Origin of the sequence: Marivita sp. (genome assembly GCF_020055675.1) — a bacterium.
Classification (GTDB): domain Bacteria; phylum Pseudomonadota; class Alphaproteobacteria; order Rhodobacterales; family Rhodobacteraceae; genus Marivita.
In genome coordinates, this window is record NZ_JAIPUS010000005.1 from 1 (window position 1) to 14905 (window position 14905).

General features: G+C 61.8%; 16 protein-coding genes. 5 read left to right on the plus strand and 11 right to left on the minus strand.

Annotation, left to right across the window (positions count from 1 at the left end; translation table 11 throughout):
- Positions 1-375 precede the first annotated feature (375 nt).
- The 4 genes from msrQ to LCF59_RS05135 form a co-directional block, all read right to left on the minus strand.
- Entirely contained in the window at positions 376-990 is a 615-nt protein-coding gene (gene msrQ, locus LCF59_RS05120; RefSeq protein WP_292286263.1) for a protein-methionine-sulfoxide reductase heme-binding subunit MsrQ, read from the minus strand.
- Positions 991-1896, minus strand: a complete 906-nt coding sequence (gene msrP, locus LCF59_RS05125) for a protein-methionine-sulfoxide reductase catalytic subunit MsrP (RefSeq protein WP_292286264.1) — start codon at positions 1894-1896, stop codon at positions 991-993.
- A gap of 290 nt (positions 1897-2186) precedes the next feature.
- Positions 2187-2342, minus strand: a complete 156-nt coding sequence (locus tag LCF59_RS05130; RefSeq protein ID WP_292286266.1) for a hypothetical protein — start codon at positions 2340-2342, stop codon at positions 2187-2189.
- Positions 2343-2486: 144 nt separating this feature from the next.
- Positions 2487-3983, minus strand: a complete 1497-nt coding sequence (locus LCF59_RS05135) for an FMN-binding glutamate synthase family protein (protein ID WP_292286269.1) — start codon at positions 3981-3983, stop codon at positions 2487-2489.
- A gap of 305 nt (positions 3984-4288) precedes the next feature.
- Here LCF59_RS05135 and LCF59_RS05140 point away from each other — a divergent pair, with 305 nt between their 5' ends.
- From LCF59_RS05140 to LCF59_RS05150, 3 genes are all read left to right on the plus strand, one after another.
- On the plus strand, positions 4289-4774 hold the full coding sequence (locus LCF59_RS05140) for a fasciclin domain-containing protein (RefSeq protein ID WP_292286270.1): 486 nt from the start codon (positions 4289-4291) through the stop codon (positions 4772-4774).
- 146 nt (positions 4775-4920) lie between these two features.
- Complete coding sequence (locus LCF59_RS05145; RefSeq protein WP_292286272.1) at positions 4921-5754, plus strand: ParB N-terminal domain-containing protein; 834 nt, start codon at positions 4921-4923, stop codon at positions 5752-5754.
- A 69-nt stretch (positions 5755-5823) separates the two neighbouring features.
- Complete coding sequence (locus LCF59_RS05150) at positions 5824-6558, plus strand: BglII/BstYI family type II restriction endonuclease (RefSeq protein WP_292286274.1); 735 nt, start codon at positions 5824-5826, stop codon at positions 6556-6558.
- Positions 6559-6587: 29 nt separating this feature from the next.
- Here the strand turns inward: LCF59_RS05150 and LCF59_RS05155 are convergent, their stop codons facing one another.
- From LCF59_RS05155 to LCF59_RS05170, 4 genes are all read right to left on the minus strand, one after another.
- Positions 6588-7244 (minus strand): MT-A70 family methyltransferase, encoded by a 657-nt coding sequence (locus LCF59_RS05155; protein ID WP_292286276.1) that lies wholly within the window; start codon positions 7242-7244, stop codon positions 6588-6590.
- Between the two features lie 298 nt (positions 7245-7542).
- On the minus strand, positions 7543-10158 hold the full coding sequence (clpB, locus tag LCF59_RS05160; RefSeq protein ID WP_292286278.1) for an ATP-dependent chaperone ClpB: 2616 nt from the start codon (positions 10156-10158) through the stop codon (positions 7543-7545).
- A 137-nt stretch (positions 10159-10295) separates the two neighbouring features.
- Positions 10296-10544 (minus strand): hypothetical protein, encoded by a 249-nt coding sequence (locus LCF59_RS05165; RefSeq protein ID WP_292286280.1) that lies wholly within the window; start codon positions 10542-10544, stop codon positions 10296-10298.
- Positions 10544-10954, minus strand: coding sequence for a hypothetical protein (locus tag LCF59_RS05170; RefSeq protein WP_292286282.1), 411 nt, complete (start codon positions 10952-10954; stop codon positions 10544-10546). The genes LCF59_RS05165 and LCF59_RS05170 overlap by 1 nt, the downstream gene beginning before the upstream one ends.
- Positions 10955-11060: 106 nt before the next feature.
- Between LCF59_RS05170 and pyrF the strand changes: the two genes are divergently transcribed.
- Together pyrF and LCF59_RS05180 are read left to right on the plus strand one after the other, a co-directional pair.
- Positions 11061-11750, plus strand: a complete 690-nt coding sequence (gene pyrF, locus LCF59_RS05175; RefSeq protein ID WP_292286284.1) for an orotidine-5'-phosphate decarboxylase — start codon at positions 11061-11063, stop codon at positions 11748-11750.
- 138 nt (positions 11751-11888) lie between these two features.
- Positions 11889-13142, plus strand: a complete 1254-nt coding sequence (locus LCF59_RS05180) for a DNA polymerase IV (protein WP_292286285.1) — start codon at positions 11889-11891, stop codon at positions 13140-13142.
- A gap of 86 nt (positions 13143-13228) precedes the next feature.
- Here LCF59_RS05180 and LCF59_RS05185 read toward each other — a convergent pair whose 3' ends face one another.
- The 3 genes from LCF59_RS05185 to LCF59_RS05195 are packed head-to-tail and all read right to left on the minus strand — an operon-like array spanning position 13229 to position 14901.
- The gene (locus LCF59_RS05185) at positions 13229-13546 is read right to left on the minus strand and encodes a DUF3775 domain-containing protein (protein WP_292286287.1); all 318 of its coding nucleotides are present in this window, start codon (positions 13544-13546) and stop codon (positions 13229-13231) included.
- A 60-nt stretch (positions 13547-13606) separates the two neighbouring features.
- The gene (locus LCF59_RS05190; protein ID WP_292286289.1) at positions 13607-14338 is read right to left on the minus strand and encodes an SDR family oxidoreductase; all 732 of its coding nucleotides are present in this window, start codon (positions 14336-14338) and stop codon (positions 13607-13609) included.
- Positions 14335-14901, minus strand: coding sequence for a DUF3833 family protein (locus LCF59_RS05195; RefSeq protein WP_292286291.1), 567 nt, complete (start codon positions 14899-14901; stop codon positions 14335-14337). Before LCF59_RS05195 ends, LCF59_RS05190 begins: the two co-directional genes overlap by 4 nt.
- Positions 14902-14905 lie beyond the last annotated feature (4 nt).

The window sequence follows — 14905 nt, forward strand, 5'->3', positions numbered from 1 at the left end:
TATCTCTTCAGATATTATCAATGTCAAAGAGCAACCCAGAAACAAAACCAGACCAGTGCGCCCTAACCGCGGCGCGCCCGCCCTGACAAACCCCTGAATTATCCGCCTTCCGTTCCAACCGACACAAAGCCCGTCGTCCCTTCCACCGTACCAACAACCACCTCAGCGCCGCCGGTGAAGGGGGTTCTACGGTTAGTGCAGAGACTCCGCAAGCAAAAAAATCACCCAATCTGCACTTTTTTCAGCTTTTCGATTCCCTCGTGAAATCATGCGTTTGGCGCAACTTTCGACCCCTCAGGAGCGCGTTGGCGTAATTCTTGCCGGCGCTTGCCTAGATTTGGTGCAAAATGCGAAGACCGCTACAAGAGGTGCGGGTCAGGCCTGCGTGATACGGCCCCATCCCGGCCGGGACGCGGGGCGAATCCGGCTGATGAGAAGGCCGATGATGACAAGCGCGTACAGAACGGGTTCCCATTGGACCCCCTTGACCAGCAGCACGAAATGCAGCGCTCCAAGCAGGGCGGCAGGATAGATCAGCCAATGCAGCTTGCGCCATGTCCGCGTACCCAGCCGGCGCAGGCTGTAGTCATTCGAGGTCACGGCCAATGGCAGCATCATGACAAACGCCGCCATACCGACCGTGATGTACCACCGCTTGACGATATCGGCCCAGACGTTCTGGAACTGCACGTCCAGCACCAGCCATGTCAGCAGATGCGCCAGCAGGTAAAAGAAGGTGATCACCCCGATGGCGCGGCGGAAACGCATAAGGTTGAGGCCTGCCCAGCGCCGCAACGGTGTCACCGCAAGCCCCGCGATCAGCAGCCACAGCGCCCAGAGGCCAAGCTGATGTTCGATCCGTTTCGCCGGATCGACGCCAAGACCCCCGGTCAGACCGAGATAATAGATCCAGGCCACCGGCAGCGGGGCCAGGATATAAAGCGTCCAGGGCGGTACACGCCGCAGCGCGGTGTTCAGCGCGTCAACCACTCAGAAGAACTTCTGCAGGTCCATGCCGTCATAGAGGCTGGCCACCTCGTCCTCGTAGCCATTGAACATCAGCGTCGGCTTTCGCTTGGCAAACAGCCCGCCGCCAAGCCTGCGTTCGGTGGCCTGCGACCAGCGGGGATGATCCACCTTTGGGTTCACATTGCTGTAAAAGCCGTATTCGCGCGGGTTGGCGACATTCCAGCTTGCCGGCGGTTCGTCCTCGACCAGTGACATCCGCACGATCGATTTGATCGACTTGAAGCCATATTTCCATGGCACCACCAACCGCATCGGTGCGCCGTTCTGTTTCGGGATGTCCCGGCCATAGATACCTGTGGCCACCATCGTCAGCGGATGCATCGCCTCGTCCAGCCGCAGGCCTTCGACATAGGGCCACTCCAGAACCGGGCGCGAAACCCCCGGCATTTCGTCCGGCCGCAGCACGGTTTCAAAGGCGACGTATTTCGCGGCGGATTGAACGCCGACCCAATCCAGCAAATCGGCCAGCTCGAACCCGTTCCAGGGCACAACCATTGACCACGCCTCGACACAGCGGAACCGGTATATGCGCTCCTCAAGCGTCATCTGGCTCAGGATGTCGGCAAAGCTGTAATCGCCGGGCTTGTCCACCAAGCCGTCGATCCGCACCGTCCACGGGTCGATCGTCAGCGCATCGGCGTATCGCGGGGGATCTTCCTTGCCGGTGCCAAACTCGTAATAATTGCAGTAATTGCTGATTTCTTCGAATGTGTTCGGTTCGAGCCCGTCCTGCGCGCGGGCGGCCATCGGCAGCGCCCCGGCAATCCCACCAGCAGCCATCCCTGCCATCAGCTGCCGCCGGTTCAGAAAGGTGGAATACGGTGTGACATCCTCGGCTGTCAGGGTGTTGGTCCAACGATACGCCATGAGATCCTCATTCTGGTTCTCAGGAATATATAGCGGGAGATACGGTTACGGCCAAACAAACTTGACTCACGTCTGCGTGGTGGGATCGGGACCATCGGCGCGGTGATATTTGTTGCGTCACGGGTCAGACGCGTCCACGTCGCGGGCGTCAGGGTCCAGCCATCACGCGACATCCCGTGAGCCCGGGTGACCTCACCTTCGGCGGATGTCGGACCGGGGGAAGGACGGGGTACCGCGCCCGCCCCTCGGCTATGCCCTTGCACGTCAAGGCAGCGCCCGGACCCCCGACCCTATGCCATTATGAGAAAGACAATGATCAGGCTGACGACGAGATAGACAAAGGTATTGACCATCCATCTGATCAAGGCCGCTTCGCCTTCCGGGTCGACACCAAGACGTTCACACACCTTGGTTCCCGGCCATAGAAATGCTTCGGACAATGTCATTTCGGCCCTCTCTCTTTTCGATGCTTCGATACGCATCGCTACTCTGTTTAACCGTGCATTTCAAAAGCCAAATATCGGTTTTCGCGGGTTTTGGCCGATCGCCGCTGCCGGTGTCGTTTTTGGCGCGCGCGACGCGGCGACCTCTCAGGTGTGCCGCGATGCCGCGTCCGATGCGGGCCACAAGTCCGACATCAGGATCGTGCGGCCATCCGGCTGGACCACCCGCACGTGGTCGCGCCGCATCAGGCGCGGCTCCGCCACGCCCACCGAATGGGCGATGGTTTCGACCTCCTTGATGATCTCCTGTGCATAGGCCGCCACCCGCAACTCCTTGTCCTCGACCACCAGCCCTGCCTGAAAGCGCGGGTTGTGCGTCGTGATCCCGGTGGGACAGGTGTTCCGGTTGCATTTGAGCGCCTGGATGCAGCCCAGCGAAAACATGAAGCCCCGAGCATTGGTCACGAAATCCGCCCCGGTCGCCAACGCCCAGGCCACGTCACCGGGATTGACGAGCTTGCCGCTTGCCACCAGCGGAACGCGCCCGCGCAGACCGCTGGCATTGCGCAGATTGGCCACCATCGGCAGCGCTTCGCGGATACTCATGCCCACAAGGTCGATCAGCGGCATCGGTGCGGCCCCCGTGCCTCCCTCGCCCCCGTCCAGCGTAATGAAATCCGGGGCCGAGTCCTCTCCCCGATCGCGGATCGCGTCGAACAGCCCGGCCACGCCCTGCTCGGAGCCGACACACATCTTGATCCCGGTCGGCTTGCCCGTGACCTCGCGCACCCGGTCGATCATGTCCAGAAGGTCGCTCCATGCGTCCACTTCGACATGCCGGTTGGGCGAGATGCTGTCCCGGCCCACCGGAATGCCGCGCACACGGGCGATTTCTGGCGTGACCTTGTCCGCCGGCAGAATGCCGCCTTTTCCGGGCTTCGCGCCCTGGCTCAGCTTGATCTCGAACAGGCGCACGGTGGTATGTGCCGCGACGGCGCGCAGCTTGTCTTCGTCCAGGTTCCCCGCCGCATCACGCACACCGTATTTCGCCGTACCGATCTGAAAGACGATGTCGCAGCCGCCCTCGAGGTGGTAGTCGGACAAGCCGCCTTCGCCGGTGTTCATCCAAAGACCCGCCCGCTTGGCCCCGCGGCTCAACGCCCGCACCGCCGGCCTGGAAATCGCGCCATAGCTCATCCCCGAGATATTGAAGAACGATGTGGCCGTATAAGGCACGCGCGCGCCCGGCCCGATCACCATGGGCCCGGAGCTGGCGAACTGGTCATCCACCGGTGGAAACGCCGCGTTCACGAACAGCGGTGTCCCCACGATCGCCGTGTTGCGGGTCGATCCGAAGGCAACCATGCTGCCATGCCCTTCAGAGGACCGCTTCACCCACTCCCGCTGGGCACGGTTGAACGGCAATTCCTCTCGATCCATCGCGAAGAAATACTGGCGGAAGAACTCGCCGAGCATGGAAAACAGCCCCCGGAACCGCCCCAGGACCGGATAGTTGCGCCGGATCGCGTCGCTGGTCTGGGTCCGGTCGACCACGCCCAGAACCACCGCCACCAAAAGGGCAACCCCGATCACCCCAACCAGAAGAATCGCCAGGAACTGCAACGCATACATCGCGACGTCCATAACACCTCACCCTTGCCAGGACCGGCAGACGGCCCCCGAATACTGTCCGCACCACCTGCCACGAAAGCCTAGCGCACGAAACGCCCACAGGGAAAATTTGCCCTGAAAAGACGCCCGTCGATAACGGAAGACTGACAGGAGATCACAACAAGTTAACTTGATTCCGCGAAAGCCACGGGCTTAGCCCGCACACCGATATGGTCAAGCGGCATCGGCGGAAACCCCCGCAGATCCAAACCCGTCCCGGACACGTTTCAGAGGTGGATGTGCAAACCACATCGTAACTTCTCGAAAGGACGACCAACATGTTTCGTAAGACAACACTCGCCCTGACAACCGCAGCCACCATGATGGCCAGCACCGCGTTCGCCGGCGGCCACTCCAAGGATATCGTGGACACCGCCGTCGAGGCAGGGTCCTTCACCACGCTTGTCGCCGCTGTCGACGCGGCAGGTCTCGTCGAGACGCTCAAGAGCGAAGGCCCCTTCACCGTCTTCGCACCGACCGACGACGCGTTTGCCGCCCTGCCCGAGGGCACGGTCGAGGAACTGCTGATGCCCGAGAACAAGGATCAGCTCACGTCGATCCTGACCTACCACGTCGTACCGGGCAAGGTGATGTCCACCGACCTCTCCGACGACATGCAAGCCGAAACCGTGCAGGGCGATACCGTGACAATCGACCTTGATGACGGCGTGATGGTGGACGGTGCCAATGTGACCACAGCCGATATCGAAACCTCCAACGGCGTCATCCACGTGATCGACGCCGTGATCATGCCGGACATGTAATCCCGCAGATCACGACCCGGATCAGGGCGGCCCGCGGGCCGCCCTTTTTACCCGCCGCAATCCTTTCCGAAATCCAAACACAGCGTCCCGCGCAACACCTCCCGGACTGCGCGTATACTGCCCGCCTCAGTTGGAAAGGGCAGACCATGCAACATGACGTACAGACCATCACCCTCACCGATATCGACGCCGACGCGCTGCCAAGGGACCGCGTCGCCCAGGACCCGCAGGCCGATGCCGAGCTGCAAATGTCGATTCTGCGCCACGGCCTCAGACAACCGATCGAGCTTTGGCCACGCCCCGACAGCCCCGGCCGCTACGGGCTGATCTCGGGCCATCGCCGCCTTTCGGCGCTCCGTGCGCTCGAATTCGAAACCATCCCGGCCTTCGTGCGTGCCCCCGAGAGCGTCGCCGATGCGCTCGCTGTCATGGTGACGGAAAACGAAATCCGCACACAGATCTCGCCTTGGGAAAAGGGCACGCTGCTCCAGACCTGCCTTCACGATCGGATCTTCGACACGCCGGACGCCGCCATAGACGCGCTCTTCCCGGCGCTCTCGCGCCAGAAACGCGGCAGGCTGCGCAGCATCATGCTCGTGGTCGACAGCTTCGACGGTCTTTTCACCACGCCCGAAGCCTTGTCCACAGCCCGGATCGAACAGCTTGCCTCGGCCCTGCGCGCGGGATGGGAGGATCTGCTGCTGCACGCCCTTCCGGCCGCACAGACGAACTCGCTTGCCTCGCAATGGGCCGCGTTGGAGCCCGTGCTGATCGAGGCGCTGTCACCCGAGCACGGCACCGCCGCCCCCGGCACCCGGCGCGCTCCGCGGCGGATGGTCGAATTGCGCCACGGGCTGACCATCCGCCGCGAACTCACCCGTTCAGGCTGGGTGCTGCGCTTCACCGGTCCCGATGCCCGATCGCCGGGCCTGATCGACGACGTCATGGATTACGTCGAGCAGATGTTTGTCCCGCAATAAACCGGGCCGGGTGGGCGGGTTTGCCCACCCTCGGCTTGCAGTCCCGCCTGCGTCGTCTAGTGTCCTTGCATGTTCGACAGCCTGCGCCAGAAGGGATTTGATATCGCCGCCCGCAATCACGCGGCGGCGATTCTTTCGGCCGATTTCCCGCGTATCGCCGGAGAGCTGGAAACTGCGCTGCACAACCTGTCGATTCCGGCGGAAGAACTGATCGGATCCGGCGGTGGCGAAGCGGCCTCGACCCAGCGCCTGCGCAAACGGCTTTATGCCGAACATTGGCCCAAGCATAATTTCGATTTCCGCCTGATCGTCGACGGGCACGAAACCGTGTCCAACAGCCACGAGATCGACCATGTCCGCCGTACCGAAGCCGGGACAATCGCGCTCGAAATCGAATGGAACAACAAAGATCCGTTCTTCGACCGCGATCTGGAAAATTTCCAGAGGCTGCACGCCCAATCGGCGATCTCTGTCGGCATCCTCATCACGCGCGGCGCCAGCCTTCAGGACACGATGCGCGGGATCATTCGCCGCTGCATCGAAAAGCACGGTATCCTGGACGAGTCCGACATGGTGTCACGTTTCGGCATGAAGGACCGCACGACGCGCCAGCGCGACAAGGTGCACCGGCTGACCGATCAGCAAACGCCCTTTGCCGAGGCGTTCTCGAAACAGTTCGTCAGCGACAAGTTCGGCGCGGCGACCACCCATTGGCAAAAGCTCGAAGACCGGATCGACCGCGGCGTCGGCAACCCCTGCCCGCTGCTGCTCATCGGCCTGCCCGCCTCGATCATCGCCGAATAACGCGGCGACGTCACACGGACCCGATGCGTTTATTCCGCGGCGACCCCGGAATTGTGCTTGTAGGTTTTCCACGTGGGTTTGTAATCGTCGCTTGCCTGGTTGCCCCAAACGGTCCAACCGGGGCGCACACCGCGCCCGAAAAGCTCCAGATACGGCCCCCAGGAGCAATTCTCGATAATCGTGTATTGCTCATCCGGTTTGCGGCTGTGTTCGCGCTTGCGCGTCTTGAGCACATCCCCGTCAGGCTCATCGGCCTCGATATAGTTCACCTGGCTGCGCCCCGGTCCCAGGGTGCGCACATCCTTGCCGCGCACGCCGAACAGCAGGATTTCGGTCACGTTGCGGAAATAGAATCCGACGCCGCGCCCGTCCGGGCCGCCATCCTTGCGCACTTTTTCCCAGACGATGTTCGACTTGTATTCGAAGCCCCAGGCGTTCAGCACCTGCAATCCTTCGGGCAACAGCGCATTCGGCACCCAGAGATAGCAATGCGCCCGGTCCTCCAGATGCTCGGCCACCGGCAGCGCGCAGATGTCCGCCAGCGTCATTGTCGGATAGCGCGCCAGCCGTTTATGTTCGGGCGCCACCTTGCCGGTCCGGTTCTGGAACCGCCAGGGCGGATCGGCCATGACAGTGGCAAAACGGTCGTCGCCAAGAAAATCGCGCAGATCGTCCACAGCAGTCATGACTCACCTCTCGTTGTGGGGTCGTTCCTGTCTAGATCAATATTTTGTATCGGGCAAACAAAGATGCGTCCTCCTGAAGGCCAGTAAAGCCGGAAAGATCCTAAGATTCGGCAAACGCGGCAGGACACACGCCAGGCGCTTTGCAAAACGTCATCGCCCGACACGACGGAAATCCTTAACACTTTCTGAACCAGTCCCCATAACCCATTGATTTTCCGTGCCGGGCACGCTGTCCCACGCGTGGGACGCAAAAAAGGCGGGGCAACCCCCGCCTTCTCTCGCTACAAGAACAACGATTCTAGTGGACGACCGCATCATCCGGCCGCGGCCGGCTCGAAGCGGCCACCCGATCCCCGATGATGAGCCCGTCGGACCCGACTGACACCGGAACGAGATCCCCGTCCGAGATATCCCCGGCCAACAGCATCTCTGCCATCGGATCCTGGAGCGCCCGCTGGATCACCCGTTTCAGGGGCCGTGCGCCAAAGACCGGATCATAGCCTTCATCGGCCAGCCATTTCCGCGCATCATCGTCGAGCTGCAACTCGATCTTGCGTGCCGCCAGCCGTTTCAGCAGCCGCGCCATCTGGATGTCCACGATGCCATGCATATCCTCGCGCTTGAGCCGGTCGAAGATCACGGTCTCGTCCAGACGATTGAGGAACTCGGGCCGGAAATGCGCCCGAACCGCGTCCATCACGTCCTGTTTCGCCTGCACCGGGTCCGCCCTGTCGGGCAACTGCGACAGCGCCTGCGATCCGAGGTTTGAGGTCAGCACGATCAGCGTCTGCTTGAAGTCCACCGTGCGGCCCTGGCCATCGGTCAGAACCCCGTCATCCAGAACCTGGAGCAGAACGTTGAACACATCCGGATGCGCCTTTTCGACCTCGTCGAACAACACCACCTGGTACGGACGCCGCCGCACGGCTTCGGTCAGGACACCGCCCTCGTCATAGCCGACATAGCCCGGGGGCGCCCCGATCAGGCGCGCCACGGAATGCTTCTCCATGAACTCCGACATGTCGATGCGCACCATCGCGTTGTCATCATCAAAGAGAAACTCCGCCACCGCCTTGGTCAGCTCGGTCTTGCCCACACCGGTCGGTCCAAGAAACAGGAACGACCCAAGCGGCCGGTTCTCGTCGTTGAGCCCGGCACGCGCGCGGCGCACGGCGTTGGCAATGGCTTTGACAGCCTGGTCCTGACCGATGACACGCTTGTGCAGACCTTCTTCCATGCGGAGCAGCTTCTCGCGTTCCCCTTCCAGCATTTTCGATGTCGGGACTCCCGTCCAGCGCTCCACGACGCCAGCGATCTGTTCGGGGCGGACAGCCTCTTCGACCATCACGTCGTCATCCTGCTCTTCTGCCTCGGACAGCTGTTTCTCAAGCTGCGGGATCACGCCGTAAGACAGCTCACCAGCTTTGCCGAGGTTGCCCTCGCGCTTGGCGATTTCAAGCTCGGCGCGGGCGCGATCCAGCTGTTCCTTGACATCACGGGCAGAGGCGAGCTTGTCCCGTTCGGCCTGCCATTTCGCGGTCATCTCGGAGGATTGCTCTTGCAGGTCCGCCAAGTCCCTTTCCAGCTTCTCCAGTCGATCCTTGGAGGCTTGATCATCCTCAAGCCGCAGCGCCTCGACCTCGATCTGTTTTTGCAGAATATCGCGGTCCAGCGCATCCAGCTCCTCTGGTTTTGAATCCACCTCCATCCGCAAACGCGAGGCGGCTTCATCCATCAGGTCGATTGCCTTGTCCGGCAAAAAGCGGTCCGTGATGTAGCGATGCGACAAGGTTGCCGCCGCAACCAGGGCACTGTCCGAAATCCGAACACCGTGGTGCAACTCGTATTTTTCCTTGATGCCGCGCAGGATGCTGATCGTGTCTTCGACCGTTGGCTCCTGGACCACAACAGGCTGGAACCGGCGGGCCAGTGCCGCATCCTTTTCCACATGTTTGCGATACTCGTCCAGCGTGGTGGCGCCGACACAGTGCAGTTCCCCGCGTGCGAGCGCCGGTTTGAGCAGGTTCGACGCATCCATCGCGCCATCGGCTTTGCCGGCGCCGACCAGCGTGTGCATTTCATCGATGAACAAGATGATTTCACCTGCTGCGGAGGTCACTTCCGACAAGATGCCCTTCAGCCGTTCCTCGAATTCACCGCGATATTTCGCACCGGCGATGAGCGCGCCCATGTCGAGCGCGAGAAGCCGCTTGTTGCGCAACGATTCAGGCACGTCTCCGTCGATGATCCGAAGGGCCAGCCCTTCGGCAATCGCGGTTTTCCCGACACCCGGTTCACCGATCAGCACAGGGTTGTTCTTGGTCCGGCGCGACAAGACCTGCATGGCGCGGCGAATCTCGTCGTCGCGACCGATGATCGGGTCGATCTTGCCCTCGCGCGCACGCTCCGTCAGGTCGAGCGTGAATTTCTTCAGCGCCTCGTACTGATCCTCTGCGCTGGCGCTGTCCGCCGTGCGCCCTTTGCGAATGTCGTTGATCGCGGAGTTGAGCTCTTGTGCTGTGACCGCCCCCGCTTCCAACGCCTCTTTTGCCGGGCTTTTCACCATGACAAGCGCCATGAGAATCCGCTCGACGGGAACAAAGCTGTCCCCGGCTTTCTTGGCAATCTTTTCGGCTTCGTCCAGAACCTTGCCGGACGCGGAGTCAAGATACACTTGCCCTGTATCACCCGACACTTTGGGCACTTTGGCCAGCTTCCCGTCTAGCGCCTGGACAACCCTCTCCGGCGCGCCGCCGGCACGCTGGATGAGGTTGGACGCCAACCCCTGTTCGTCGTCCATCAGCGCCTTGAGGATGTGTTCCGGGGCAAGCTTCTGATGGCTTTCCCGCATTGCGATCGTCTGAGCGGCCTGAATAAATCCGCGCGACCGTTCCGTGAACTTCTCCAAGTTCATGGCTTTCTCCTTTTGTTAAGCACCCCTTTTTCTGAAACGCCCGAGATCGGCACGTCCCTGACAGGGCCTTCCTGCAAAGAAATGGGGACAGGGCAGCCGAGGTTCAAGATGTCCGATCCGCGCCCACTGTCGAGACGCTATTCGAGAATGGTTTCGTTGTCCCTGTATTCCGGGCCGGAAGGTGTCGGCACCACGGCGCTGTCGGTGTCAGGGTCCACAACCTCTGACGGTTCCGTATCCGGGGCCACGCCGGTGTCCAACGGGTCGGTGTCGATCTGCTGCGGCTCGGGCGCGACGGGGCCCCCCGTTGGCCGCCCGAGCCACAGCATTGCGCCCACAAGGGCGACGAAGCCCAAGGGAATCAGAACAAATAGATACCGCTTCATCAGGAGCCTCCTTGTGCCTGCACGGTTCCGGTCTCATTGCTGATCGATCCGTCCTCGCGTGAAATCACGTCTGACGGATCCAGAACGCGGTTGTCGTCGTCCGCCACCGTGTTTTCCGGCGCAGCACGCGTGATCCCCGTGAGGTCGGTCGCATCGGCGCTGCCGTCGATCACGGCACCAGCGTCCCGTTCGATGGGAAAGCCCTCTTCGACGACCGCGCCAGCCCCGTCGGGATTGCTCCCGGCACCGGTCGGAGCCTGGCTCATTCCGTCAGTATAAGGGTTGGTCGCCAACGTGCGCCCGGTGCCCGAATACCAGAGGGCGGTTGCGATAAGAAGAGCGACCGAAGCGAGGATTGCCACGGGACGCGCGAGGTTCTTGGCATGGCTGTCTCTCGGGAAATCCGACATGGCTACCTCCTTTGCTACGGATCCAACCACTGCGCCCGAAGGTTGTTCCTTGACCTGAAGCCGCACCCTTGTAAGACGGGGCAGCCTTGACAGAGGGAACACCAAGATGTCCGATGACCGTCTGATTGTTGCGCTCGATGTCCCAAACGCGCTGGCCGGTCTGGAATTGGCCGGTACGCTTGGCGACACGGTGTCATTCTACAAGATCGGCCTGGGGATGCTCACCGGGGGCGGCTTGGCGCTTGCCAATGAACTCAAGCAGGATCACGGCAAACGCATATTCCTGGACATGAAGCTTTTCGACATTGGCGCAACGGTCGAAGCGGCCGTGCGCGGTTTGGCCCAGTTCGATCTGGATTTCCTGACTGTGCACGGCGATCCGCATGTCGTGCGGGCGGCCGTGGAAGGGGCCTCGGGGTCGTCCCTGAAGATCCTCGCGGTGACTGTCCTGACATCGCTGGAACGCAGCGATCTGGATGACGCGCTGATCCGCGACGGGTCGGTGCCCGATCTGGTGACAGAGCGCGCGGGCCGCGCGTTTGATGCCGGGGCGGACGGCGTGATCGCCTCTCCCAACGAGGCTGCGACGATCCGGGCGCTTTCGGAAGCGGCGGGCCGGTTGATCGTGACACCCGGCGTACGACCAGCCGGAACCGACCTGGGGGACCAGAAGCGCGTCGCGACCCCGGCCAACGCGATTGCAAACGGCGCCGATCACATCGTGGTTGGACGCCCCGTCTGGAAGGCGGAAAATCCGCGCGCGGCGGCGCAGGGCATCGTGAACGAAATCGCCTGACGTCAGTCAGTGTCACTGGCGCGCTGACCCGTTTAGCAGGACACTATCATGACCTGCGCACGTGCATCCGGATGATCCACTCTTTTGTCTGCCGCCCGCCGGGTGTACCCTGATGCTGTTCGTTCGGATACCCCAGCCATGCCTGCCCTGTGCCGCGATTGCCTGACCGAATTCGACGCTGGACGGCGTTGCCCGGCGTGCCGCTCGCCGCGCGTGATCGCCCATGCCGAGCTCTATGACCTGAGCATCGCGCATATGGATTGCGACGCGTTCTATGCGTCGGTGGAAAAACGCGACAATCCAGAGCTCGCGGACAAACCAGTGATCATCGGCGGTGGCCGGCGTGGCGTGGTGTCGACGGCCTGCTATGTCGCGCGGATCCGGGGGGTCCGGTCGGCGATGCCGATGTTCCAGGCGCTCAAGCTATGCCCCGACGCAGTAATCGTGAAGCCAAGGATGGAGACCTATGTCGAGGCCTCGCGCGCCATTCGGCAATTGATGGAAGAGCTGACCCCGTCGATCGAGCCGCTGTCACTGGACGAGGCATTCATCGACCTGACCGGCACCGCGCGGCTGCACGGCCATCCGCCGGCGGTGATGCTGGCACGGCTGGTCAAGCGCATGCGCGAGGAATTGCGGATCAGCGGCTCCATCGGGCTGAGCCACAACAAGTTCCTGGCCAAGATCGCCTCCGATCTCGACAAACCGCGTGGCTTTTCAGTGATCGGCAAGGCCGAGACCGAGGCCTTCCTGCGGCCCAAGTCCGTCCGGATGATCTGGGGCGTCGGTACGGCGACGCAAGAGGCGCTGGACCGCGCCGGGATCCGGACCTTCGACGACCTGCTGCGCTGGGAACTTGACGACCTGACCCGCCGCTTCGGCAGCATGGGTCACCGGTTGTGGCACCTTGCCCGCGGGCAGGACCGGCGCCGCGTGTCTGCTCATGCGCCGATGAAGTCGATCTCGAATGAGTCCACGTTCCACGAGGATACAAACGATCCGGACCTGCTGGATGGCCACTTGTGGCGCATGTGCGAAAAGGTGGCGGACCGGGCCAAGGCAAAGGGTCTGGCCGGGCGCGTGGTGACGCTCAAACTCAAGAAATCGAATTTTACACTGGTGACGAAACGCACCTCGCTTGCCGATCCGACCCAGATCGCCGACCGCATTTATCGCACGGCGCGGGCCCTGTTCGATCAAGTGGGAGAGCAGGGACCCTACCGGCTGCTCGGGGCCGGGATCAGCGATCTGAGCGCGGCAGACGGTGCGGATGTCTCCGGCGACCTGCTGGACCCGGACGGCAGGCAACGCGCCAGGGCGGAACGCGCCACCGACGCAATCCGCGAAAGATACGGACCCGACGCGATCCTCAAGGGTCGCGCCCTGCGCTGACGCGCGTCACGCACATTCGGGAAGCGCTTTGCGCACCTCGGACGTGGCTTGTCAAAACGTAAGAGGAGGGCGCAATTCGGACCCGGCTACATCAGCTTGTTTTCCTCGTCGATGGCTGAAATGCCCAGCGCATCCAGCCCCGCTTCGAGGTTGTCGGCCAGATGCGGCGTGCCGATCAGGTAGTCCGCAGTCGGAGTGGTCGCCTCACTGATCGCGGTCCGGAACGCCTCGTCCCATTCATCAACCTCGAACGCGCCGCGCCCGATCCACATGATGGCGACAAGAGCTGCCTGCTCCTCTTCGTCCATCCTGTCGACAAAGCCGCGCATTTCACCTTCGGCACGATCCAGCTCGCGGGCCATGACGATAACTGCAGCCACCTTGTTTGCACTGATATGTTCCATGCCGTTCCTCCGGGTCCATTGCGTTCACAATGGATCCGAAGCGCAGGCGCGACATTGATCTCACGCAAATAGCCGGTAATAGAGCCAGTCCGGCAAGAACTGGCTGCCCCGGAACACCCATGAAAACAGGGTGGGAAAGCTGCGCTTGAAGGACTCGGTGTTCATATGTTCGAACACTTGCTGAGCGGCCTGTTCCGGTTCCATGATGAAAGGCATGTTGAAATCGTTCTTGTCTGTCAGGCGGGTCCGGACAAACCCGGGATTGACCAGTTGCACCTTTACATTGGTCTTGTGCAGGTCGGCATAGAGCGATTCCGCAAGCGTCATCACGGCGGCCTTCGACGCGGTATAGGCTGCGGCACCGGGCAGCCCCCGAAAGCCTGAAAGCGATCCTGTCAGGACGATGTGCCCCCTGTCCTGTTGCACGAATTCAGGAACCACGACCCCCATCAGGCGCATTGCACCGGTGAAGTTCACATCGGCCATCATGGTGGCCTGTGCCGCGTCCCAGTTCTTCGCACCGAAGGGCCAATACACTCCGGCAAGCTGAACGACACCGTCGATCTGGCCCGCGGCAGCGAACGCGGCTTTGATCGACTCCGTGTCGGATACATCCACCGTCACCACTTTGGCACGACCAGGAAGCGCCTCGGCAAGATCGTGAAGCTTGTCTTCGCTTCGGGCCGACAAGACGAGCTCGACGCCCGCCGCGCTCATCTTGTGCGCCAACGCCTCGCCAAGACCTTCGCTAGCCCCGACCAACCAATACCGTTTGCCCGCCCATTCACTCACACTGCTTCCTTTCTTCGCATCGTGGCCACCAATTCGGCCACCTTGATTCCGTATTTGCGGAACTGACTGCGGTTCACGATCGTTCCGTTCGGTGCAAGGTACATCCAGTCCGTGGTATCCAGAATGTGACCGCCCTGTGCCTTTGGCAATTTGTATCTGTATTTCAGTTGCACGGTCGGACCGCTTTGAACTCCCCGGCCTTCACCGACAACATCCTCCGCCAGCGCACGGATGTTCCCATCATTGCCCAGCGTCAGCTTCCATTCGCGCAAGACTTCGTCACCGTTATCATAGGTAAACCGTTCCGTCATGACACCCTGATTACCATTCCATTCGGCCATGAAGTCACCGACAAACCGCGAGGTTACCCGCCCGGTCGGCCCATAGACCACCCCTTCGCAGACAATCGGCCCGTTCAGATGGGTGCGCAGATCGAAGGGCTCGCCCGGCGCGTTGGCATAATCGGCAGGGGATTGGCCGTGAAATCCGAAATACCGTGTTCTGAGGTATCCGAAAATGAGCATCAGGCCTGCTCCGAGGAGTACGAGAAGGACAGTCTCCATGATG

Excerpts from the sequence above, each read along its gene's own strand:
- msrP (WP_292286264.1), bottom strand. The coding sequence starts at position 1,896 with ATGGCGTATCGTTGGACCAACACCCTGACAGCCGAGGATGTCACACCG.
- LCF59_RS05130 (WP_292286266.1), bottom strand. The coding sequence starts at position 2,342 with ATGACATTGTCCGAAGCATTTCTATGGCCGGGAACCAAGGTGTGTGAA.
- LCF59_RS05135 (WP_292286269.1), bottom strand. The coding sequence starts at position 3,983 with ATGGACGTCGCGATGTATGCGTTGCAGTTCCTGGCGATTCTTCTGGTT.
- LCF59_RS05140 (WP_292286270.1), top strand. The coding sequence starts at position 4,289 with ATGTTTCGTAAGACAACACTCGCCCTGACAACCGCAGCCACCATGATG.
- LCF59_RS05145 (WP_292286272.1), top strand. The coding sequence starts at position 4,921 with ATGCAACATGACGTACAGACCATCACCCTCACCGATATCGACGCCGAC.
- LCF59_RS05150 (WP_292286274.1), top strand. The coding sequence starts at position 5,824 with ATGTTCGACAGCCTGCGCCAGAAGGGATTTGATATCGCCGCCCGCAAT.
- LCF59_RS05155 (WP_292286276.1), bottom strand. The coding sequence starts at position 7,244 with ATGACTGCTGTGGACGATCTGCGCGATTTTCTTGGCGACGACCGTTTT.
- clpB (WP_292286278.1), bottom strand. The coding sequence starts at position 10,158 with ATGAACTTGGAGAAGTTCACGGAACGGTCGCGCGGATTTATTCAGGCC.
- LCF59_RS05165 (WP_292286280.1), bottom strand. The coding sequence starts at position 10,544 with ATGAAGCGGTATCTATTTGTTCTGATTCCCTTGGGCTTCGTCGCCCTT.
- LCF59_RS05170 (WP_292286282.1), bottom strand. The coding sequence starts at position 10,954 with ATGTCGGATTTCCCGAGAGACAGCCATGCCAAGAACCTCGCGCGTCCC.
- pyrF (WP_292286284.1), top strand. The coding sequence starts at position 11,061 with ATGTCCGATGACCGTCTGATTGTTGCGCTCGATGTCCCAAACGCGCTG.
- LCF59_RS05180 (WP_292286285.1), top strand. The coding sequence starts at position 11,889 with ATGCCTGCCCTGTGCCGCGATTGCCTGACCGAATTCGACGCTGGACGG.
- LCF59_RS05185 (WP_292286287.1), bottom strand. The coding sequence starts at position 13,546 with ATGGAACATATCAGTGCAAACAAGGTGGCTGCAGTTATCGTCATGGCC.
- LCF59_RS05195 (WP_292286291.1), bottom strand. The coding sequence starts at position 14,901 with ATGGAGACTGTCCTTCTCGTACTCCTCGGAGCAGGCCTGATGCTCATT.